The sequence below is a fragment of the Micromonospora sp. SCSIO 07396 genome (assembly GCF_053667945.1).
Map to the genome: position 1 here is coordinate 2,902,739 of NZ_CM132210.1, position 21,861 is coordinate 2,924,599.

Consider the following 21,861-nt stretch of genomic DNA (forward strand, 5'->3'; position numbering starts at 1 on the left):
CCAGGAAAGCGCTTTCACGCACCGTCGCCCGCCTCCACCCCGTCCCCGGAGGTTCATCCGCCATGCGCAGAAACCGCCGCCCGCTCGTCGTCGCCGCCACGGCGCTCGCCGCCGCGCTGCTCGCCCTCACCCCGCTCGGCGGCGCGCAGGTCGCCCATGCCGCCACCCTGTTCAGCGACGACTTCACCGACGGCGACCTCGCCGGCTGGTCGAGGTCCGGCGGCACCTGGTCGGTGGCCGCCGACGACAGCCCGGCGTTACAGCAGGCCAGGGCCGACACCGGCGACGCACGGCTGTTTGCCGGCAGCGCGTCGTGGGCCGACCAGGCCGTGCAGGCCCGGGTGAAGCCGCTGACCCTGCCCGGCAACGGCATGGTCGCGCTGCTGGCCCGCGCCAGCGGCGCGACCAGCTACTACCGGCTGGCCCTGCACGCCGGCGACCAGGTCCGGCTGGAGGCGGTACGCAGCGGCCGGGTCACCCCGCTGGGCGCGGTGTCCCACCCGGTGACGGTCGGCGGCTGGCACACGCTGCGGATCGAGGTCGCCGGGACGGTGGTCCGCGGCTGGGTCAACGGTGTCCCGGTCGGCTCCGGCACCGCAACCCTGACCGCGACCGGCCGGATCGGCGTGCAGACCGGCAGCGCCACCGCCCGCTTCGACGACGTGCTGGTGACCCGGGGCGAACCCGCGCCGACCAGTGCGCCACCGAGCCCCACCGCCACCCCGTCGGACACCCCACCGCCCACCGGCCCGACGCCCACGCCCACCGGGCCGGCCGAGGGATCCTCGGTGGTCGCCCCGGACGGCAGCGGGGACTTCACCAGCGTGCAGGCGGCGGTGGACGCGGTGCCGGCGGGCAACGCGAGCCGGTACACCATCACCATCCGGCCGGGCACCTACCGGGAGACGGTGACGGTCCCGGCCGGCAAGCCGTACGTGTCGTTCGTCGGGTCGACCGGGAACGCCCGGGACGTGGTGATCGTCTACGACAACGCCTCGGGCACCCCGAAGCCGGGCGGTGGCACGTACGGCACGTCGGGCAGCGCCTCGGTGACCATCGACGGCAACGACTTCACCGCCAGGCACCTGACCTTCGCCAACGACTTCGACGAGGCGGCGCACGACTACAGCGCCGAGCAGGCGGTGGCCGTACTGACCCGGGCGGACCGGCTGGTCTTCGACGACGTGCGGTTCCTGGGCAACCAGGACACGCTCTACCACAACAGCGCCTCGGTCGACGCTGTCGGCCGGGCGTACTTCCGGGACTGCTACGTCGAGGGCGACGTCGACTTCATCTTCGGCCGGGGCACCGGGGTCTTCGACGGTTGCGAGATCCGGTCGCTCGACCGGGGCTCCACCAGCAACAACGGGTACGTCACGGCGGCCTCCACGATGATCGCCAACCCGTACGGTCTGCTCTTCACCGGTTGCACCCTGACCACCGACGCGGCGGCGGCGCAGAGCGTGCACCTCGGCCGGCCGTGGCACCCGAGCGGGGACGTCAACGCGATCGGGCAGGTGGTGTTCCGCGACAGCGTGCTCGGCGCACACGTGAAGGACTCCCCCTGGACCGACATGTCCGGTTTCTCGTGGCGCGACGCCCGGTTCGCCGAATACCGCAACAGTGGTCCGGGGTCGACGGTCACCGCCGACCGGCCACAGTTGACCGACGAGCAGGCCCCGACCCACACCCCGCAGCGCTACCTGGCCGGCACCGACGGCTGGAACCCGATCCCCTGACGACGGTCCCGCCCCGGCGGCCCGACCCGACGTCGGGTCGGGCCGCCGGCCGCCCGGCCCAGCCCAGGCGGGCGGCACGCCCACGCGCAGGCATTTACATTAAACAAAGTTAACTGATAGCCTCCCGGCCATCGACGAGGAGGTATGTCATGCGACTTCGACCCGGGACGACAGCCTGGCTGGCCGGTGCGGTGCTGCTCGCCGCCGCACTGCCCGCCGCGAACGGTTTCGCCGCGCCGACCACCGCCACGGGTGCCGCCAGCGCCCTGGCGGCCTGTTCCGCACCGGCCTGGGCCGAGGGCGTCAGCTACCCCGTCGGCACCCGGGTCAGCTACCTCGGCCGGCTCTACGAGTCGCTGGTGGCCCACACCCCGCCGGCCGGCGCCGGCTGGAACCCGGCAGCCGTGCCGGCCCTCTGGCGGGACCTCGGCGTCTGCACCGGCACCCCCTCCCCCACCCTGACGCCGAGCCCCACCGCCACGCCCACCCGGCCCCCGACCCCGACACCCACCCCGACCCGCACCCCGACCCCGACACCCACCCCCGGCACGACGACACCGCCGCCGGACGGCACGGGCTGCGCGCTGAAGGCCCGGCCGACAGGCAAGGTGCTTCAGGGCTACTGGGAGAACTGGGACGGCGCGGCCAACGGCGTCCACCCGCCGCTGGGCTGGATACCGATCACCGACGCCCGGATCACCGGGCACGGCTACAACGTGGTCACCGCCGCCTTCCCGGTGATCCGCTCCGACGGCACGGTGCTCTGGGAGGACGGCATGGACGCCACCGTCAAGGTGCCCACCCCGACCGAGATGTGCCAGGCCAAGGCCGCCGGGCTGACCCTGCTGCTGTCGATCGGCGGGGCCACCGCCGGCATCGACCTCGGCTCGACCACCGTCGCCGACCGGTTCGTCGCCACCGTCGTGCCGATCCTCAAGCGCTACCACTTCGACGGCATCGACATCGACATCGAGACCGGGCTCACCGGCAGCGGCGACATCACCCGCCCGTCCACCTCACAGGCCAACCTGATCCGCATCATCGACGGCGTGCTGGCCCAGATGCCTGCCGGCTTCGGCCTGACCATGGCCCCGGAGACCGCGTACGTGACAGGCGGCAGCGTCACCTACGGCTCCATCTGGGGCGCGTACCTGCCGGTCATCAAACGGTACGTCGACAACGGCCGGCTCTGGTGGCTCAACATGCAGTACTACAACGGCAGCATGTACGGCTGCGCCGGTGACTCGTACCCGGCCGGGACGGTGGCGGGCTTCACCGCCCAGACCGACTGCCTCAACGCCGGCCTGGTCGTCCAGGGCACCACCATCCGGGTTCCGTACGACAGGCAGGTGCCCGGCCTGCCCGCGCAGCCCGGCGCCGGCGGTGGCTACCTCGCGCCGGCGTCGGTGGCGCAGGCGTGGAACACCTACCGGGGCGGCCTCAAGGGGCTGATGACCTGGTCGGTGAACTGGGACGGGTCCAAGGGCTGGACGTTCGGCGACAACGTCCGCACCCTCCAGGGGCGCTGAACCCACGGGTCGGGGCCCCGCCCACCGCGGCGGCCCCGACCGGACGGCGACCCGCCCGCAGCTAGGCGGTGACGTCGTCGAGGACCAGCCGGGCCCGACGGGACAGCGCCTTGACGCACAGCACCTGCGGCAGGGCGGTGGTGCCCCGCAGGCGTTTGGCCTCGTCCGAGCCCACGCCGTACTCCAGCACCGAGGTGCCGGCGTCGGCGAAGCCGTAGCGCATCGGCAGGTGGTAACCGACCAACGAGTACATGGGCAGGCCCTGGCAACGCTCGTAGTCGAACCCGGCATGGAAGCCGTACAGCCGTCCCTGGTGGTGGATCCACATGCTCATCGCCACCGGGGGACCGGCGTCCCTGGCCGCGGTGAACACCAGCGCGTCGGTGTGCCTGGCGATCGCGTCGAACCACGCCTGGAACTGCTCGTAGCTGGAGCACTGCCCGTACTTCTGTTCGAGCAGGTGGGCCAGCCGGGCGGCGTGATCCACGGTGGCTGCGTCGAGCGGCTCGACCGCAGTCCGCACGCCGGCCCGTTCGACGGCCGCGAACTCCCTGCGCAGCCTGTTCCGCTTCCGTGACGGCAGCGACGCGACGAACTCGTCGTAGTCGCCGTGACCGCACTCGAAGATGTGCCGGGCCGGGGCGGCGAACTCGACGAAGCCCGCTTCCCGCAGCGTACGCCGCAGCCCGGTGTCGGCCGCGTCGACGAACGGGAAGAACACCGCCGCACTGCCCCAGTCATCGGCCAGGTCGACCACGGCGTCGACCAGCTCCTGCCGGGCGCGGTCGGTCCGCCCGGCAGGGGCGTGCGGCGGGGTGAGTATCGACGAGTTGAACCAGGTGCCGCACATGAGGGACGGCTGGAGCGCCCCGGCGAGCACCTCGGCAGGGTGCCCCAGCACCGGCGAGTCCGCCGGGAACATCTTGTCCAGCCGGACGGTCTCGTCGTCGACGTCCAGGCCGAACTGCTGGACCGTCACGCCGGCCAGGACCGTCTCGCCCTCGGCCCGGACCAGGCAGCCGTTCGCCCTGGGCACCCAGGGGCCGACGGCCTCCCGCTCGACGGCGAGCCAGGCGGGGGCGTTGAACAGGTCGGCGGACCCACACAGTTCGGCCCACGCCGTCATGGCGGCCGCCTCGTCCAACCGCAGCAGCCGGACCCCGGTCACGCCGCAGCCTCCATCGTGCTCACCCGCACCGCGCAGACGAACCACCCGTCGGCCGCGGGCGGGCGCGGGTTCACCGGACCGCAGCAGGGCGGCCGGGTGACCGACGGCGTCGTGGCAGCCGGCGGCGGCCCGCCCGACGTGGCGGTGACCGGCTGCGGCGCACCGCCGGGCAGCACGCGGTCCGCCGATGGTGCGGGATAAGTCGACACCCTTGCGTTCACACTGGTGTCACAATCGCCATGCCAGCTCCTGACAGTCCGCACGCCTCGTCCTGATTCCGCTGGCCCGATCCCCATTCCGCCTGGTCCGGCGGATCGCGGACAAGCCGGCACCGAGCGCGCAGTTTAACAAGACCATGGTCGATAGACGCCACCCCCTATCGCGGGGCCAGCGATGGTATCGTCCCCTTCGGACAGTCATTAGGGCAACCGGCGTTCGGGAGCCCCCCGAACATGCGGTTGGTGTACATTCACGGCAGTGACTGGCCATGACTTCGGTCCTCGGGAGCACAACTCCCAGGCCGCACTTCATGAAGGTGGTTCGTGACTGTGAATGCCGTGGCGTCCGCGATGTCGCCTGCCCACGAAGCTTCTCACTGGCTATTGGATAAACTCACCAACGGGGGGCGACTGTCATTCCGGCTGGCCTGTTCACGGCTGACCTTGTGGGAATCGATTCTCGTGCAGCAGGTCCTCGGTCGCCCCGACGTCGAGGTCGTGCACGAGCGGCCGACCACCGGCCCGTCGGTCCGGGTCACCACGGCGGTGCTGTCCGGACTCGCCTTCTGGCCCGCCGAGGAGGAGCCGCCCGAGCACGCCGAGACGCTGGGCTGGTTGCGGCTACCCCCCGAGGTGCTGGAGATGGCGGCCGAGGAGACCCGGGTGCGGCAGGCCCGGGAGGACGCCGAACTCCTCGCCGTCGATGCCGTCCTGCGTGACTGGGTCGCCACCGGAGAACTCGACCGTCGACTGGTCGAGCTGGCCGACCGGGTGGAACGGGTCGAGACGGTGTACGTGCTCGTCGGGCGGGAGGTCTTCTCCAAGTCCGACGCGGGCTCCAACACGTTGACCCGCGACGCGCTGCTGGAGAAACTACGCAACCGGCCGCCCGAGCAGTGGCGCAGCGCCGACCGGCTGTTCGTGGTCGCCGCGCACTGCCTGTTCACCAGTGGCCGGTCGGTCCGGTTCGAGGAGTTCAACGCCCGGCAGCTCTCGGCGACCGCGCTACGCGACTACCTCACCGACCGCTATGCCACCTACTGCACGGCAACGGGTCACGAGCCGTCCGACCTGCACCGGCTGTCCCTGACGGAGCTCGCCGAACGGGTGCGGGCCCTGATGGTGGAGGTCGACCACTCACCGTGGATGCGCTACCGCCGCATCAACGGGCTGACCTTCGTCAAGAACGAGTACCTGGCGGACATCCCGTTGCCGCGCGATCCGGCGACGGTGCCCGAGCTGGTGGCGGAGCACGGCCGGGTCAACCTCGCGGTGTCCCTGTCCGGCGACGTCCGCGCCGACCTCCGGGCGATGACCATGGCCGCAGCGGCCCTGGACGCGGCGAGTGCCGGGCCGGACGCCGACGACGGCGGCGCGATCGGGGAACTGCTGGGCGCGATCGTCCTGTCCGCGGTCACGGCGACCGACTCGGACTACGGAATGAGCAGCGCCGTGCGCGATCTGGCCCGCCTGCGCGGCGCCCGGCCGGGTGCCCCGGACGGCACGCTGGCGTTGAAGAAAGCCAACTTCTTCTGCTGCTGCCTGCCACATCCCACCCGAATGCGTCCGCTCGCCACCGAGGAAGAGACGGTGCCCATCCTGTGGCGTGCCGCGCAACGGATGATGTACAACCGTTGGCACTTCGCGCCCGGCGAGTTCGACCGTGCGGTGATACCGCAGCAACGCCACTACTTCTTTCCGCCGCAGGTGCCCGACATCGCCGAGCACGCGGAACACCACCACGGCGGGCATGTGGCCTCCCGGGTCCGGTTCTCGATTCGGGCCCCCGGCGCGCAGGTGTGGCGACCGCCGTTCGAGATATTCGGGCACGGATACCGTGGTTGTTACGACATCAGACTGGTGCGTATGGAAGGGCCGGCGTACACGATGTCGGAACTGCGGACGGCCGTCGAGCACTGCTCACTCGTCGACGTGCTGTGGCGCACCCTGGCCGACGGCGTGGAGCGCGACGCGTTCCCGGTACGACCGGTCGGCGGGTTCGACAAGACGTGGTACGAGTCGCGCGGCTGGCAGCGGATGCGCCCGTACCCGCTCGCCGCCGGTCTGCTGGCCGGAGCATCCCCGCAATGACGGCCGACCCCGTGCTGACGCCGGCACCACCGATGACCTACCGGCAGGTGCTCACCACCCGCAACGTGCCTCAGCTCCTGCTGTCGGCCTCGTTGTCCCGGCTGGCGTCCGAGATGCTGTTGTTCGTCGTCGTGCTCTACGTGCTCGCGCAGTTCCGTTCCCCGGTCCTGGCCGGGTTGAGCGGGTTCTTCCTGACCCTGCCCGGCTTCCTGGTCAGCCCGATGGCCGGCGCGCTGCTCGACCGGGTGGGCGCCGCCCGCGCGGTCATCCTGGACAACCTCGTCAGCGCCCTCCTCATCGGCCTGATCGCGCTGGCCTCCGTGGGTGACTGGCTCACCCCCGCCGTGCTGCTGACCCTGCTGGGTCTGTACTCGCTGACCAGCCCGCTCAGCGCGGGCGGGATCCGGACGCTGTTCCCCCGGTTCGTGCCCGACGACGCCTACGACAAGGCCAACGCGCTGGACCTCAGCACCTACTCGGTCATCGAGGTCGTCGGTCCGCTGGTCGGTGGTGCCGTGATCGCGCTGATCGGCCCCGACCCGGCGCTGGTCCTGGTGGTCGCGATGTACGTGCTGGCCGCGCTGAGCCTGCTGCTGCTCCGGGGGTCAGCGGCTGAGCCGCCCCGGCCGGAACGCCGGCACCTGCTGCGCGAGGCGTGGGAAGGCATCACCTACCTCGTCCGCAACCCCACCCTGCGCGGGCTCGCCCTGTCCTACTCCTGCTACCAGGTCACCTTCGGGGTCCTCGTCGTGGCGGTGCCGGTCTCGGTGGCCCAGCGGGTCGACGGCGCAGGACCCACCGAGCAGTACGCCGGCGCGCTCTGGAGCCTGGTGGGTCTGTGTGGTGCGGTCGGTGCGCTGACCGCGGGCAAACTGCTGCGGGCCGGTCGGGAACGGCTGCTGCTGATCGTCACCACGGTGCTCTCCGCCTTCGCGGTCTACCCGCTGGGCGCCATCGCGATGCTCGCCACCCTGGCGGTCGGGCTGGCGCTATTCGGTCTGCTGGAGGGCGCCCTCAACGTGAGCGTGCTGTCGCTGCGGCAACGGCGGACCGATCCCGCGCGGCTGGGCCGGGTCATGACGGTCTCCATCAGCATCAACCTGATCGGGTTCCCGGTCGGCACCGCACTCGGCGGCGTTCTGGTCGAGCGTTCCGGGGCGCTCGCGTACGCGGTCGCGGCGGGCTTCGCGCTCCTCGCGGCGCTGTGGGGTGCCCTGGTCATCCCCCGGGAGGCGGCCGGGCGGGAGGCATGGTGAAGCCGGTCCCGCTCGCCGCGTCCCGGCGGGGCGACGGACCGCTGCTGGTCTGCCACCCGGGCGGCCCCGGAATGCATCCGGACTACCTCGACGCGGTCTACACGCTCGCCGACCGCCACGAGGTCGCGCTGCTGCATCCGCGCGGCACCGGCAGCAGCCCCCGGCCGACGCGCCCGGACGCCTACTCGGTGGACGAGTACGTCGCCGACGCCGTCGCGTGGATCGAGGCGTGCGGCGACGCACCGGTGCATCTGCTCGGCCACTCCCACGGGGGCGTGGTGGCGACCCGGGTCGCCGCCGCGCGTCCCGACCTGGTCCGCACGCTCGTCCTGCTCGGCACCCCCGCCTACGGCGGCGACCGCGCCGAGGCCGAAGCGGAGGCGCTACAGGCCGCGCGGGCGGCGGAACCGGAGTGCGCAGCGGCCCGGCAGGCACTGGCCGAGCAGGGCGACGGGTACCCACCGGAACGCGACCTGGGCCGGTTCATCGCCGCCATCATCCCGCTGTGGGTGGCCCCGATGACCGCGCACGCCAGGCGGTGGCAGGCCCGGGTCGCCGAGCAGCCGGTCAACCTGCACGCCATGCGCTACTTCGAGGAACACGTCTTCCCCGACCTCGACGCGGTCACCGCCGACCTGGCCCGGGTCGACTGCCCCGTGCTGGCCCTCGCCGGGGACCTCGACGGTTGGGCCGGGCCTGCGCATCTGGCCCGGCTCGCCGGGTGCGGCCCGAACGTGCGGACGGGGATTCTCGACCGCTGTGGACACATGTGCCACGTCGACCGCATCGACCACATCACCGACCTGGTCACCACGTTTCTGATCGAACACGAGAAAGGCCCAGCATGACAACCGCGCTGTGGAGCGAGGACGATTCCGCGTCGTTCATCCGCTTCGCCGAACACTTCGTCCCCGACCGTGCCGAGCAGATGGCCGTCATCAGTGCGATGGTGGGTCCGCTCGGTGACGGTGTGGCGCTGGACCTGTGCAGTGGGCCCGGCGCGCTCAGCCGTCGGCTCCTGGTCGACCACCCCGCCTGCCGCGTGGTGGGTCTCGACGCCAGCGACGCGATGCTCACCGAAGCGTCCCGGGAACTGGCCGGGTTCGGCGACAGGTTCGGCGTCGAGCGATTCGAGCTGGGCGCCCCCGACTGGCGACGGCGCGACGTCGCGCCCGCGGCGGTGGTGTCGTCGTTGGCCGTCCACCACCTCACCGGGAAGGAGAAGCAGCAGCTCTACCGGGACGTGTACGACATGCTCGCCCCCGGCGGCTCGCTCGTGATCGCCGACCTCGTCGAACCGGTCGGCCCCCGCTCCCGGGAACTGGCCCGCCGGATGTGGGACGAGTGGGTGCGGGACAACGCCGACCGCACCGGCCTGGGCGACGAGCCCTACCGGGCGTTCCACGCTCTCGAGTGGAGCTGCTTCGAGTACCCGGACGAGCTGGACAAGCCGTCCCCGCTGCCCGACCATCTCCGCTGGCTCGATGACGTGGGCTTCACCGACGTGGACGTCTACTGGATGAAGGCGGGCCACGCCATATACGGCGGCACCAAGCAGCGGAGCGGGCGCGATGGCTGAGACCCGGTCGTATCCACTGTGCCTGTTCGCCAACCTGGTCAACGAACTCATGGTGCGGGTGCCCGACGAACGGCACGCCCGTGCCCTGATCGCCGTGTCACCGCGGAAGATCTGGCTCACCCGACCCGGTGACGTCGTGGTTCTCCCCGTGGAGCCACCCCGGCAGTTCTGGGAGTACGCCCACGAGACGCTCGGCCTACAGCCCGGTGACGTGGAGCTGCTGGTCGCTGACTCGACCCCGCTGCGCCCCCTGGCCCACCGGCTGCGCGACCTCGACCTGGTGGAGTCGCTACGTGGGCTGCTGGCCACGCGGCCGGGCGTGCGTGGCCTGCCGTTCGCACTCGACCGCCCGACGCTGGAGCTCTTCGCCGAACTCGGTCTCGACGTGGACGGTTACGCCGACGGCGTGCCGGACGCGGCGGTGGAGACCGCCTACCGGCTCAACACCAAGTCCGGGTTCCACGACCTGGCCGAGCGGTTGCACATTCCCACCGTGCCGGGGGTGTTCTGCGCCGACCGGACGGAGCTGCGCGCGGCGCTCGACCGCCTCCTCGGTGCCGGCAAGGGCGCCGTGGTCAAGCTCGACCGCAGCTCCAACGGCTTCGGGCTGCTGTTCGTCCATCCCCACCAGCGCCCCGAGCTGGACGACCTGCTCGACGCGCAGCTCCGGTCGCTGGCCGGGCAACCGGAGGGGTGGCTGGTGGAGGAGCTGCTGCAGGTGGACGAGGTGCTCACCGTCGAGATGTGGTCGGCCCAGGACGGCCCGGTGGTGGTGCACACCGGGCAGATGAACACGCCGAACGGCAGCTTCAGCGGGCAGCTCACCCCGCCGTCCCGGTGGACCGGTCACCTCGACGAGCTGTCTGCGCACGGCCTGGCCTGGGGCGCCCGACTGCACGCCGCGGGTTACCGTGGCCCGTTCGACCTCGACGCGATCACCTCGGCCGGCCGGCTGTTCGTCACCGAGACGAACGTACGTCGCACCGGCACCACCTACCTGGAGTTCCTGGTGCGCCGGCTCGTCCCGGACGACCGGCAGGTGGTGTGGCTCGCCGACTCACGCGTCGGCTCGCGGGAACTGAGCTTCGCCCAGGCGGTCAAGGCCCTCCAGTCGGCGGGCATCGCCTTCACCGACGGCACCGGCGTGGTGCTGACCGCCGACACCCGGGCGCTGGACCGCAAGTGGCGGTTCCTGATCGTCGGCGCCGACCACGACCACGTCGGCCGGATCGAGAAGCAACTCAACAACATCCTCGAGTTGGGCTGACCGTGCTGCACGGAGGCATACAGCCGCATGCGAGCACGACGCACCACGTCGGTCTGCGCTCGACGGTGGAGATTCCGGCGGGGACGGTGGTGTGGTTCCCCTGCGTCAACTGTCCGACCTGGACGCCGGCGCAGCGCACGCTGCTCCCCGCCGACGTCGACCGGCGGCTGGACACCTGGGGGCACCTGCTCGGGGACGGTTCGCTGCTGGTGCCGTGCGCGGGCGCGGCCATGATGAACCACTCCTGCGCGGCGAACGTCCTCGACTTCGGCCTGGACTTCGGGATAGCGGTCGCCGACATTCCCGTGGACACCGAGGTCACCTGTGACTATTCGACCTTCTTCGCCGACGAGGGCTGGTCGATGCGCTGCGACTGCGGCACGCCCGACTGCCGGGAAGTCGTCGCGGTCGCCGACTACACACGCACGGACCTGCGCCGACGATGGACCGAGCAGATCGACGAGGCGCTGCGGTCGGCGTCCACCGTGCCGCAGCCTCTCGGCCCGCTGCTGGAGACGTGGAGCGAGACCTGGCGTCGTGTCCTGGCCGGGGTGACCTCGCTCGGCCAGGCGTCATCGGGCCACTCGATCGTACGGCCGGGATTCCTGGCGATGCGCTCGTAACCGCAGCGGCTGACCCTGCGGCCGGTGGACCGGCAGGACGCGCGGGAAGTCCGACGGTCGGGTCCGCCGCACGACGCGGCGGCCGGCCCCACGAGGGGACCGGCCGCCGCCGGGGCGTCACCGCCAGGTGTCGTTGGTGCTCCACGAGCCGCCCGACCCGACGGTGGCGCTGCGGTTGCCACCGGACTCCCAGGTCACTGTGCCGTCAGGGTTCTTCTTGAGGTACTTGTACTCGAACGTGGTGTTCGCCGGCAGGGCGACCGTGGCCCGCCACGACGGGTACGCCGCCGAGGAGAGCGCCACCGCGTTGGCCGGGTTCCACGAGCCCAGCGCCGCGACGCTGCCCACCACGAAGACATTCTGCCCGTACGAGGTGGTGGCGGTGACGGCGAACGACGCCCCCTGGGTGCCGGCCGGGTCACCCCGGAAGGTGTCGGTGACCGACGCGGTGCCGCTGCCCGGTGTGGTCAACGTCCGGTTGCTCCCCGACTCCCAGGTCACCACGCCGGCGGTGGTCTTCTTGAGGAACTTGAACTCCACCGCCGTGGCCGCCGGCAGGTTGACCACCGCCCGGTACGTCCCCCCGCCCAGCGCGGTCAGCTTGACCGCGGCGGCCGGAGCCCAGGAACCCAGCGCCGGCACACTGCCGACGACGTAGGCGTCCTGACCACCGGCGAGGGACGCGGTGACGGTGAAGGTGGTGGCGACCGTGCCGGCCGGCGCGGTCGGCGTCGGCGTGGCGCTGGCCGTGGGTGTCGGGGTGGCGGTGGGCGTGGTCGCCGGGCCGCCCTTCGCGTTGACGTGCAGCGCCACCGCGCCGTTGGCGGGGATCTGCACGGTGGCCCGGCCGCCGTTGACGGTCACCGTGGTGCCGGTGCAGCCGGACGTGCCGCGCGCCCCGGAGATCACGTCGCAGTACGACCCGTCGGCCAGGCCGGTGGTGAAGGTGGCGGTGCTGGCGGACCCGGAGTCGTTGATCCCGATCCAGGCCCGGTCGCCCCGGTGGAAGCCGATGACGTTGCTGTTGACCACGGTGAAGTCGGAGACGGTCTTGACCGACTTCGCGGTGTTCGCCCAGCCGACCATGCCCTTGATCCCGGTGGACCGGGTCAGGCAGTTCCAGCTGTTGCCGCAGACGGTGTCGGTGACGTACCCGTTGCCGTCGGCGGGCGGCGACTGGTTACGGTTGGACCAGGTGAAGCTGTCGTAGACCGACGGCTTGCCGTGCGGGTAGGCCAACGCGAAGTAGTTGGCCAGGACGTAGTCGCTGCCGTCGCGGTAGGACAGCACCACCCCGTCGCGCTCCAGGTCGTGGTTGGTGACCATGGCGAACACGTTGGCGCCCGGCGCGTCGAGGTTCCAGCTCCCGACGTTGGCCAGGTTGGCGATCGAGCCCTGGAACGCCGACTTCAGGCCCTTGGCGTACCCGAAGTCGAGCACGTCGCCGTTGCCGATGAAGGCGCGGGCCTTGAGGGCGTCGTTGCTGGCCCCGTCGAAGATCTCCTGGGCGACGTACGGACGCTTGTTCTCGGCGGTGGTGTTGCGCACCTTGCCGAGGATCGCGGCGAAGTCGTCCTTCTTGACGTGCTTGACCGCGTCCACCCGGAACCCGTCGACGCCGAGGCCGACCAGGTCGTTGAGGAACCCGGCGATCTTGGTGCGGACGCTGTCCTTCTCGGTGTAGAGGTCGGTCAGGGACAGCAGCTCGCAGCTGGTCACCTGGGCCTCGTTGTTCCAGTCGTTGATCGCACCGGAGGTCGGGCAGTTGTCACCCGGGCGGTGGAAGTCGCCGGAGCCGTAGGGCACGGCCGGGAAGCTGTAGCCGGGGCCGGAGAAGTCGGTGCCGGCGTACCCGACGACCGACTCGGGGTTGTTGGCGCCGGCCATGTGGTTGACCACCGCGTCGACGTACACCCGTACGCCGGCGTTGTGGCAGGTGGTGACCATGTCGGCGAACTGCTGCCGGGTGCCGAACCGGCTCTCCAGCCGGTAGGAGACCGGCTGGTACACCTCGTACCACGGGTGGACGCCGTCGGCGCTGCTCGGCAGGCTGACCGACTCCTGCGGCGGGGCGACCTGGACCGCGCCGTAGCCGGCCGGGCCGAGGTGGTCGGTGCACGCGGCGGCGACGGAGCGCCAGTTCCATTCCCAGAGGTTGGCGGTGACCTCGCTGTCGTTGAGGGCCGTGGCGGCGGTCGCGGGGGCGGTGGCCGGCAGCGCGCTCAACGCGGCGAGGGAGGAGGCGGTGACAGCGAGGGCGAGGAGGCCCCGTCGCAGACGGGTTCCCCGGGGGACGCGGGGTGTGGACATCAGGAGTGGACCTGCTTCCGGGGGTCGAAGAGGCACTGGTGGGTGTGGACGGCCGTCCGGTGGAGAAGACGATGCGGCATCGATGAAAGGTTTTGCAAGACCTTGCGGCAAAGTTTTCGACATCTGCCGGCAATGATCCGCAAGACCTTGCACCCTTCGGCGCGGCCGGCTCACCCTGCGTCGCCATCACCCCCCGCGTCGGGGAGGTCAGCCCGAGGTCGCGACGGGAACCCGGCGTCCTGCGTACCCGCCCGGGCAGTCTCCTGACCGGCCCGGGCGTGCGCGTCGGTACCGACGCGCACGGCCGGGCCGGCGGATCACCGCCGGTCAGCGTCCCGGCGTCCGGGCGCTCACATCGGGTTCCAGCCGTCGCTGCCGGCAAGGTAGCGCTGCGGCGTGTAGGTGGCCGCCTGCGCGTCGCTGAGCTGCGGACGGTTGCCGTTCGTGCCGGCGCCGGGCCCGGTGTTGCGGTACTCGCGGAACCGCGCGTTCTGCCACACGTTGCCGGACATGTCGGTCCAGGGCTGGGCGGTCTTCAGGGTCGCACTCAGCGTCGACTCCCGGTAGAGGACCTGGGCGTCCGGCCCCCACGGGCGACCGAGCTGGGTGGTGTTGTTGGTCGCCCCGGTGATCGTCGACCGGTAGATCAGCATCCCGTACGTCTTGCTGGCCGCCGTCCGGGCGGCGGTGATCGGTCCACCGGTCGACCGCTTCTCGTAGAGCGAACTGCCGTCGATGACGATCGTGCCGCCGCCGAAGATGAAGTCGACGGTGCCCTCCACGTAGGAGCCCACCACGTACGCCCGGGTCTTGTCGTTGACCAGGAAGGTGTCCTGGTCGCCGAGGAGCCGCACGTTGCGCAGCACCGCCCGGTCGGCGTTCAGGTGCAGCGCCACCGCCTGCTGGTCGACCCCCGAGGTGTTCTCCACGAAGTCGTTGGCGATGGTCAGGTTCTCGGCGACGAAGTTCGCCCCGTCGACGAACATGCTCGCGCTGTTGAAGGTGCCGTAGGTGGTGCCGTCCGGCTTACGGGTGCCGGCCGAGTTGTTGTAGACGAGCACGACGTTCGACGGCGACGAGCCGAGCCCCCGCAGGGTGACGTTGGTCTTGTTCGACGCCACCCGGACGACCTCGCGGTAGGTGCCGGGCTTGATGGTGATGGTGGTGCGGCTGGAACTGTTCGCCGGCACCGCGTCGATGGCGGCCTGGACCGTGCGGTACCTGCCGGTGCCGTCCGAGGCGACAGTCGGCGTCCCGCTGGTCGGTGGCGGCGTCGTCGGCGGCGGGGTGGTCGGCGGCGGAGGCGTGGTGGGTGGCGGCGTCGTCGGCGGCGGGGTGGTGGGTGGCGGGGTGGTCGGCGGTGGCGGGGTGGTCGGCGCGGCGGTGGTGGGGGTGGTCGTCCCGGTGCAGGCCGTGCCGTTGAGCGTGAAGCCGGCCGGGTCGGGGTTGCTGCCGGTCCAGGTGCCGTTGAACCCGACGTCCACGACACCACCGGTGACGATGGCGGCGTTGTAGTCGAGGTTGGTGGCGACCACGGTGCCGCTGGCCGGGCTGGCGGTGAAGCCCCACGCGCTGGTGATGGTCTGCCCGGCCGGGAAGGTCCAGCCGAGCCGCCAGCCGTTGACGGGGTCGCCCAGGTTCCTGATCGAGATGGCGGCGGTGAAGCCGCCGTCCCACTGGGCGCCGACCTGGTAGGTGACCTGACAGCCGGCGGCGGCCTGCGCCGAGACGGCGGTGACGACACCGGCGACGAGGGTGGTGGTGACGGCGGTGGCGACGATCGACGCCGCCCGCCGGGTGCGATTTCTCACGAGCGAACTCCCAGGGGTATCCGACACGGACAGCCGTGGGAGCGCTTTCCTGAGCCTCGCACACCCGACTTCCGCTGTAAAGCGTCACCGGCCAGGCACCCCCGGTAGGCGCGGGTCGGACCGGCCAACCGGCGGCTGATCATCCTGTCGGTCGGGCCTGTTACGGTCGCGCCGCTGTCACACCAGTGAGCCGGAGGTAGGCGTGATCCGTTCGCACATGTCGTCGTTCGCCGGAATGCCGGTGGTTGCCTTCACACCGGGGATGACCCTGCCCGACGACCCGTCGGCCGTCGCCTGGCGGCTGGAGGTCGAGGACTTCGAGGCCGAGCCGGAGGAGTTCGCCGGCCTGGTCACGGCGCTGCGGGCCGAGGTGCCAGGCGAGGCGGTCCGCGCCCTGGTGATCGGGGAGTGGGGCTCGGCGTACGAGCGGGCCCTCCCGGTCGACCTGCTGGCCGACGCCGCGAAGGACTGGACCGCCCTGCGCGCGGTGTTCCTGGCCGACCTGGTCAGCGAGCAGTGCGAGATCTCCTGGCTCACCCACGGCGACCTCACCCCGCTGCTGGCCGCCTACCCGGAGCTGGAGACCCTGTGGGTACGCGGGGCCAACGAGCTGACCCTGCAACCGGTGCGCCACACCGGCCTGCGGGAGCTGGGCTTCCAGACCGGCGGCCTGCCCGGTGCGGTGACCCGCGCGGTGGGTGACTGCGACCTGCCCGCCCTGCGCCGGCTCGACCTGTGGCTCGGCCGGCAGGACTACGGCGGCGACACCGGCGTCGACGACCTGGCCGTCATCCTGTCCGGCGACCGGCTGCCCGCGCTGCGGCACCTGGCGGTCTGCAACGCCGAGTTCGCCGACCACGTCGCGAAGGCGGTGGCCACCGCCCCGGTGGTGTCCCGGCTGGAGGTGCTCGACCTGTCGATGGGGGTGCTCACCGACCCGGGTGCCGAGGCGCTGCTGGCCGGGCAGTCGCTGACCCACCTGCGTCGCCTCGACCTGCACCACCACTTCCTCTCCCCCGAGGTGGCACAGCGGCTGACCGACGCGCTGCCCGGCGTCCAGGTCGACCTGGACGACCCGCAGACCCCCGACGAATACCACGGCACGGTCTACCGGTTCACCGCGGTCGGGGAGTGAGCGACGATGACGTTCGGTTCCCACGCGCAGACGTTCGCCGGGCTGCCAGTGGTCGAGTTCCCCGCCGACGGTCCGCCGCCCGCCGTGGACGGTCCGGTCTGCTGGCGGATCGCCGACTGGCACTTCGACGGCGACACCCGGCAGGACATCCTGTCGGAGCAGTTCCGGGACCGGTTCGACAGGTTCGTCGAACAGATCGGTGACCGGGTCGAGGCGCTCGTCGTCGGGGCCTGGGGATACGCGGCGTTCCACCACGCCCCGATCGCCCAGCTCTGCGCGGCGGCTCCCCGGCTGCCTCGGCTGCGGGCCCTGTTCCTCGGCGACATGGTCGTCGAGGAGTGCGAGGTCTCCTGGATGCGGGTCGGCGACGTCAGCCCGTTGCTGACGGCCTACCCGCAGCTTGAGGTGCTGCGGGTACGCGGCGGTGAGGACTTCAGCTTCTCCCCGGTGCGGCACGGGCGGCTGCGGACGCTGTCCGTGCAGAGCGGCGGCCTGTCCCGGGAGTTCGTCGCCGCGGTGCTCGCCTCGGAGCTGCCCGCGCTGCACCACCTGGACCTGTGGCTGGGTACCGACGACTACGGCGGCGACACCACCGTGGCCGACCTGGACGCGCTGCTGGCCGGCAAGCTCTTCCCGGCGCTGCGCCGGCTCGGGCTGCGCAACTCCGTCATCACCGACGAGTTGGCCGCCGCGCTCGCCACCGCCGCCGTGGTGCCCCGGTTGGAGCGGCTCGACCTGTCGCTGGGCACCCTGTCCGACGACGGGCTGGCCGCGCTGCTCGCCGGGCAGCCGCTGACCCAGCTGGCCGCCCTCGACCTGCACCACCACTACCTGTCCGAAGAGGCCGCCGACCGGGTGGTCGCCGCGTTGCCCGGCGTCGAGGTGGACGTCTCCGAACCGCAGGAACCGGACGAGGACGACGGGGAGACCTACCGCTACACGGCGGTGTCGGAGTGACATGCGACTGACCGTGGTGGGCAACCCCGACAACCGGCGGGTCGCGCTGTTCCGGCGGGCCGTACGCGAGGCGGGGTTGCCCGACCCGGCGGTGCTGCCCTGGGCGCGGGTGCTCACCGGGGCGACCCCGCCGGACGCCGACGCCCTGGTCCGGGTCGACTCCCCCGGCGAGGACGCCGAGGTGGACCGGCTGCTGCGTGGCGCGGCCACCCCCGCCCGGCACGGGGAGCTGATCGGCCTGGCCGACACGTACGCCGGGCTGGTGGCCGGGATGGGCCGGGTGGCCGCCGGGGGCGCGACGCTGCTCAACCACCCCGACGACGTGGCGGCGCTGTGCGACAAGCGCCGCTGCCACGCGCTGCTGTCGGCCGCCGGGGTGCCGGTGCCGGCGGCGCTCCCGCCGGTCGACGGCTATCCGCAGTTGCGGGCGGCGATGACGGCGGCCGGCTGGCACCGGGTGTTCGTCAAGCCGGCGCACGGCTCGTCGGCGGCCGGCGTGATCGCCCTCGCGGTCGGGCCGCGCCGGGTGCAGGCCGTCACCCCGATCGAGGTGACCCCGGACGGGCTGTTCAACTCGCTGCGGCTGCGCCGCTACGACGACGAGGCGACCGTCGCGGCCCTGGTCGACCGGCTCGCCCCGGAGGGCCTGCACGTGGAGCGGTGGCTGCCCAAGGCCGGGTTGGCCGACCGGGTGGTCGACCTGCGGGTGGTGGTGGTCGCCGGCCGGGCCACCCACGCCGTGGTCCGGGCCGCCCGGGGGCCGCTGACCAACCTGCACCTGGGCAACGCCCGTGGCGACCTGGACGCGCTGCGGGCGGCGGCCGGCCCGACGGCCTGGGCGGCGGCGATGCGGACCTGCGAACAGGCGGCGGCCTGCTTTCCCCGGTCGCTGCACGTCGGGGTCGACCTGATGTTCCTGGTGGGCTGGCAGCGGCACGCGGTGGCCGAGGTCAACGCGTTCGGCGACCTGCTGCCCGGGGTGCTGGCCGACGGCCGGGACACCTACGCCGAGCAGGTGCACGCGCTGACCAGCGGCCGGTGGGACAGGTGGCGGGAGGAGGTCGGATGCGCACGCTGATCGGCAGTCACGACATCTGCCTGGTCACCCTGGACACGCTGCGTTTCGACGTGGCCGACGAGTTGGCCGGGGCCGGTCGGACACCCCGGCTGGCCCGGGTGCTGCCGGGCGGGCGGTGGGACCGGCGGCACTCCCCCGCCAGCTTCACCTACGCCGCACACCACGCCTTCTTCGCCGGTTTCCTGCCCACCCCGGTCGGGCCGGGCCGGCACGAACGGCTCTATGCGGCGGCGTTCCCGGGCAGCGAGACCGCCGGGGACGACACCTGGGTCTTCGACGCCCCCGACCTGCCGACGGCGCTGGCCGCAGCCGGTTACCACACCCTCTGCCTGGGCGGGGTGGGCTTCTTCAACCGGCGCAGCCCGCTCGGGTCGGTGCTGCCGGACCTGTTCGCCGAGGCGCACTGGGAACCGGAGTTCGGCGTCACCTCCCCCACCTGCCTGGACGCGCAGCTCGACCGGCTGGCCGAGGTGCTGCCCGGCCAGCCCGCCGACCGGCCGGTGTTCACCTTCCTCAACGTCGCCGCCCTGCACCAACCCAACCGGCACCACCTGCCCGGCGCGGCGCACGACAGCCGGGACAGCCACGCTGCCGCCCTGGAGTACGTCGACTCCCGGGTCGACCGGCTGTTCGCCCTGCTCACCGGGCGGGGACGGCCGGTGTTCACGATCATCTGCTCCGACCACGGCACGGCGTACGGCGAGGACGGGCACACCGGCCACCGGATCGGCCACGACGTGGTCTGGACCGTCCCGTACGCCCACTTCACTCTGCGACCGGGGGAATGGTGACCAGCACCGACACGGGCCTCGACGGCTCGCCGTACCAGCAGTACCTCTACGCGTACCCGCACAAGACCTCCTACCGGGCGCTGCGGCCCCGGCCGCTGCTGGCCGACGTGTGGCGGGCCGAGGCCCGCGACGCGCTCTTCCTCTACGTGCACCTGCCGTTCTGCGAGATGCGCTGCGGCTTCTGCAACCTGTTCACCCGGGCCAACGCCCCGCAGGAGCAGGTGACGGCCTACCTGCGGCAACTGCGCCGACAGGCCGGGCGGGTCGCCGACGCGCTCGGCGACGACGCCGGGTACGCCCGGGTGGCGTTCGGCGGGGGCACCCCCACCTACCTGACCGCCGACGAGCTGACCGAGCTGTTCGACATCGTCACCGGCACCTCCGGGGCGCGGCTGCCGGGCGTACCGCTGGCGGTGGAGACCTCGCCGGCCACCGCGACGCCGGACCGGCTGGCGGTGCTGACGGCGCACGGGGTGCACCGGGTGAGCATCGGCGTGCAGAGCTTCCTCGACGTCGAGGCGCGGGCCGCCGGCCGGCCGCAGCGTCGCGCGGAGGTGGAGACGGCGCTCGGCGCGATCCGGGCCGCGGCGGTCCCGGTGCTGAACATCGACCTGATCTACGGCATCGACGGGCAGACGGCGGCGGCCTGGCAGGAGAGCCTGGACGCGGCGCTGGCCTGGCGGCCGGAGGAGCTCTACCTCTACCCGCTCTACGTGCGGCCGTTGACCGGGCTGGGTCGGCGGGCACACGGCCGGGCCGACTGGGACGCCCACCGGCTGGCCCTCTACGAGCAGGCGGTGCAGGTCCTCGGCGCGGCCGGCTACCGGCAGGAGTCGATGCGGCAGTTCCGCCGGGCCGACGTGCCCGCCCCCGATGGGCCGGACTACTGCTGCCAGGACGACGGCATGGTCGGCCTCGGCTGCGGGGCGCGCTCCTACACCACCGCGCTGCACTACTCGTTCGACTACGCGGTCGCGGTGTCGCAGGTCCGGGCGGTGCTGGACGACTACCTGGGCCGGCCGGCGGACGACTTCCGGTACGCCGAGTTCGGGTTCGCCCTCGACGGCGCCGAGCAGCGCCGCCGGTGGCTGCTCAAGTCGCTGCTGCGCGCCGAGGGGGTCGACGCGACGGCCTACGCCGCCCGGTTCGGCCGGCCGCCGGGCGAGGACTTCCCCGAGCTGGGACGCCTGGCCGACCGGGGCTGGGCGGACGCCGACGGGCTGCGGCTCACCCCGGCCGGGCTGGCCCGCTCCGACGCGATCGGCCCGTGGCTGACCTCCGCCCGGGTCCGGCAGGCGATGACCGGGTACGTGCCCCGGTGACCGGCCGGCCGCTGCTGCCGCCACACGCCGGCACGTCCCGCACGGCGCTGCCGCTGCACCCCGTCACGCCCCGGGCGGCGCAGCCGGGCTGTTCGGGTGCCGGGGGTGCCGACGTCGGGATGGAGCTGGCGGTGCTCTACCGGGGGCCGTTGGCGAGCTGCAACTACGACTGTCCGTACTGCCCGTTCGCCAAGCGGATCGACCCGCCGGAGCTGCTGCGCGCCGACCGGGCGGCGCTGGACCGGTTCACCGGCTGGGTGGCGGCCACCACCGACCGGCGGCTGTCGGTGCTGTTCACCCCGTGGGGCGAGGGGCTGACCCGCAGCTGGTACCGCGACGCCATGGTGACGCTGTCGCACCTGCCGCACGTCGACCGGGTGGTCATCCAGACCAACCTGGCCGCCCGGGTGGACTGGCTGGCCGACGCCGACCTGGCGACGGCGGCGCTGTGGACGACGTACCACCCGGGGCAGGTCACCCGGGGGCGGTTCCTCGCCCGCTGCGCCCGGCTGTCCGAGCTGGGCGTGCGCTACTCGGTGGGGGTGGTCGGCCTGCCCGAGCACCTGGCCGAGGCGCGGGCACTGCGCGCCGCCCTGCCCGGCGAGGTGTACCTGTGGGTCAATGCCGCCGACGGGCACCACTACACCGCCGGGCAGGAGGCGACCTGGACGGCGCTGGACCCGCTGTTCGGCTGGAGCGTCCGTCCGCACCCGTCGCTCGACCGGCCCTGCCACGCCGGGGAGACAGCGATCTCCGTCGCGGGCGACGGCACCGTGCGCCGCTGCCACTTCCGGCCCACGCCGATCGGCAACCTCTACGACGGGTCGTGGCGGGCCGCACTGAAACCCCGGGCGTGCGACGCCGCGCTCTGCGACTGCCACATCGGGTACGTCCACCTCAAGCCGCTCGGGTTGCGCGACGTGTTCGCCGGTGGGCTGCTGGAGCGCATTCCGGCGGCCTGGCCGGCACCGGGCCCCGAACGCTGAG

Annotated in this window: 17 protein-coding genes; 14 read left to right on the plus strand and 3 right to left on the minus strand. The window is 72.4% G+C overall.

Annotation, left to right across the window (positions count from 1 at the left end; translation table 11 throughout):
* The first annotated feature begins 62 nt into the window (after nt 1-62).
* Nucleotides 63-1,739: a pectinesterase family protein gene (locus ACWCHM_RS12420; protein WP_421488420.1), complete on the plus strand. Its 1,677-nt coding sequence runs from the start codon at nt 63-65 to the stop codon at nt 1,737-1,739.
* A 149-nt stretch (nt 1,740-1,888) separates the two neighbouring features.
* The gene (locus ACWCHM_RS12425) at nt 1,889-3,268 is read left to right on the plus strand and encodes a carbohydrate-binding protein (protein WP_421488421.1); all 1,380 of its coding nucleotides are present in this window, start codon (nt 1,889-1,891) and stop codon (nt 3,266-3,268) included.
* Nucleotides 3,269-3,329: 61 nt separating this feature from the next.
* On the opposite strand, the gene ACWCHM_RS12430 is transcribed toward ACWCHM_RS12425, so the two are convergent.
* Nucleotides 3,330-4,436 (minus strand): GNAT family N-acetyltransferase, encoded by a 1,107-nt coding sequence (locus tag ACWCHM_RS12430; protein ID WP_421488422.1) that lies wholly within the window; start codon nt 4,434-4,436, stop codon nt 3,330-3,332.
* Nucleotides 4,437-5,116: 680 nt separating this feature from the next.
* On the opposite strand from ACWCHM_RS12430, the gene ACWCHM_RS12435 reads away from it, so the two are divergent.
* Genes ACWCHM_RS12435 through ACWCHM_RS12460 form a run of 6 tightly spaced genes read left to right on the plus strand, consistent with a single transcriptional unit; the run spans nt 5,117 to nt 11,470 of the window.
* Nucleotides 5,117-6,745 carry a hypothetical protein gene (locus ACWCHM_RS12435; RefSeq protein ID WP_421488423.1) on the plus strand — a complete coding sequence of 543 codons (1,629 nt, stop codon included), beginning with the start codon at nt 5,117-5,119 and terminating at the stop codon, nt 6,743-6,745.
* A complete protein-coding gene (locus ACWCHM_RS12440; protein WP_204959888.1) occupies nt 6,742-8,001 on the plus strand; it encodes an MFS transporter in 1,260 nt (419 codons plus the stop codon). Before ACWCHM_RS12435 ends, ACWCHM_RS12440 begins: the two co-directional genes overlap by 4 nt.
* Nucleotides 7,998-8,849 carry an alpha/beta fold hydrolase gene (locus ACWCHM_RS12445; protein WP_421488424.1) on the plus strand — a complete coding sequence of 284 codons (852 nt, stop codon included), beginning with the start codon at nt 7,998-8,000 and terminating at the stop codon, nt 8,847-8,849. The genes ACWCHM_RS12440 and ACWCHM_RS12445 overlap by 4 nt, the downstream gene beginning before the upstream one ends.
* Nucleotides 8,846-9,580, plus strand: a complete 735-nt coding sequence (locus tag ACWCHM_RS12450) for a class I SAM-dependent methyltransferase (RefSeq protein WP_421488425.1) — start codon at nt 8,846-8,848, stop codon at nt 9,578-9,580. The genes ACWCHM_RS12445 and ACWCHM_RS12450 overlap by 4 nt, the downstream gene beginning before the upstream one ends.
* The gene (locus ACWCHM_RS12455) at nt 9,573-10,847 is read left to right on the plus strand and encodes a preATP grasp domain-containing protein (RefSeq protein ID WP_421488426.1); all 1,275 of its coding nucleotides are present in this window, start codon (nt 9,573-9,575) and stop codon (nt 10,845-10,847) included. Before ACWCHM_RS12450 ends, ACWCHM_RS12455 begins: the two co-directional genes overlap by 8 nt.
* A gap of 2 nt (nt 10,848-10,849) precedes the next feature.
* A complete protein-coding gene (locus ACWCHM_RS12460) occupies nt 10,850-11,470 on the plus strand; it encodes an SET domain-containing protein (protein WP_372446002.1) in 621 nt (206 codons plus the stop codon).
* A gap of 117 nt (nt 11,471-11,587) precedes the next feature.
* On the opposite strand, the gene ACWCHM_RS12465 is transcribed toward ACWCHM_RS12460, so the two are convergent.
* Nucleotides 11,588-13,780, minus strand: a complete 2,193-nt coding sequence (locus ACWCHM_RS12465; protein ID WP_454222511.1) for a carbohydrate-binding module family 20 domain-containing protein — start codon at nt 13,778-13,780, stop codon at nt 11,588-11,590.
* 350 nt (nt 13,781-14,130) lie between these two features.
* The gene (locus ACWCHM_RS12470; protein WP_454222512.1) at nt 14,131-15,591 is read right to left on the minus strand and encodes a pectinesterase family protein; all 1,461 of its coding nucleotides are present in this window, start codon (nt 15,589-15,591) and stop codon (nt 14,131-14,133) included.
* A 202-nt stretch (nt 15,592-15,793) separates the two neighbouring features.
* On the opposite strand from ACWCHM_RS12470, the gene ACWCHM_RS12475 reads away from it, so the two are divergent.
* The 6 genes from ACWCHM_RS12475 to ACWCHM_RS12500 are packed head-to-tail and all read left to right on the plus strand — an operon-like array spanning nt 15,794 to nt 21,860.
* Nucleotides 15,794-16,726, plus strand: coding sequence for an STM4015 family protein (locus tag ACWCHM_RS12475; protein ID WP_281897725.1), 933 nt, complete (start codon nt 15,794-15,796; stop codon nt 16,724-16,726).
* A gap of 6 nt (nt 16,727-16,732) precedes the next feature.
* Nucleotides 16,733-17,683 (plus strand): STM4015 family protein, encoded by a 951-nt coding sequence (locus ACWCHM_RS12480; RefSeq protein WP_454222513.1) that lies wholly within the window; start codon nt 16,733-16,735, stop codon nt 17,681-17,683.
* Nucleotide 17,684: 1 nt separating this feature from the next.
* Nucleotides 17,685-18,761 carry an STM4014 family protein gene (locus ACWCHM_RS12485; RefSeq protein ID WP_454222515.1) on the plus strand — a complete coding sequence of 359 codons (1,077 nt, stop codon included), beginning with the start codon at nt 17,685-17,687 and terminating at the stop codon, nt 18,759-18,761.
* Nucleotides 18,749-19,552 carry an STM4013/SEN3800 family hydrolase gene (locus tag ACWCHM_RS12490; RefSeq protein WP_281897731.1) on the plus strand — a complete coding sequence of 268 codons (804 nt, stop codon included), beginning with the start codon at nt 18,749-18,751 and terminating at the stop codon, nt 19,550-19,552. The genes ACWCHM_RS12485 and ACWCHM_RS12490 overlap by 13 nt, the downstream gene beginning before the upstream one ends.
* The gene (locus ACWCHM_RS12495) at nt 19,549-20,874 is read left to right on the plus strand and encodes an STM4012 family radical SAM protein (protein WP_454222516.1); all 1,326 of its coding nucleotides are present in this window, start codon (nt 19,549-19,551) and stop codon (nt 20,872-20,874) included. Before ACWCHM_RS12490 ends, ACWCHM_RS12495 begins: the two co-directional genes overlap by 4 nt.
* Nucleotides 20,871-21,860: an STM4011 family radical SAM protein gene (locus ACWCHM_RS12500; protein ID WP_281897736.1), complete on the plus strand. Its 990-nt coding sequence runs from the start codon at nt 20,871-20,873 to the stop codon at nt 21,858-21,860. The genes ACWCHM_RS12495 and ACWCHM_RS12500 overlap by 4 nt, the downstream gene beginning before the upstream one ends.
* Nucleotide 21,861: the final 1 nt, after the last annotated feature.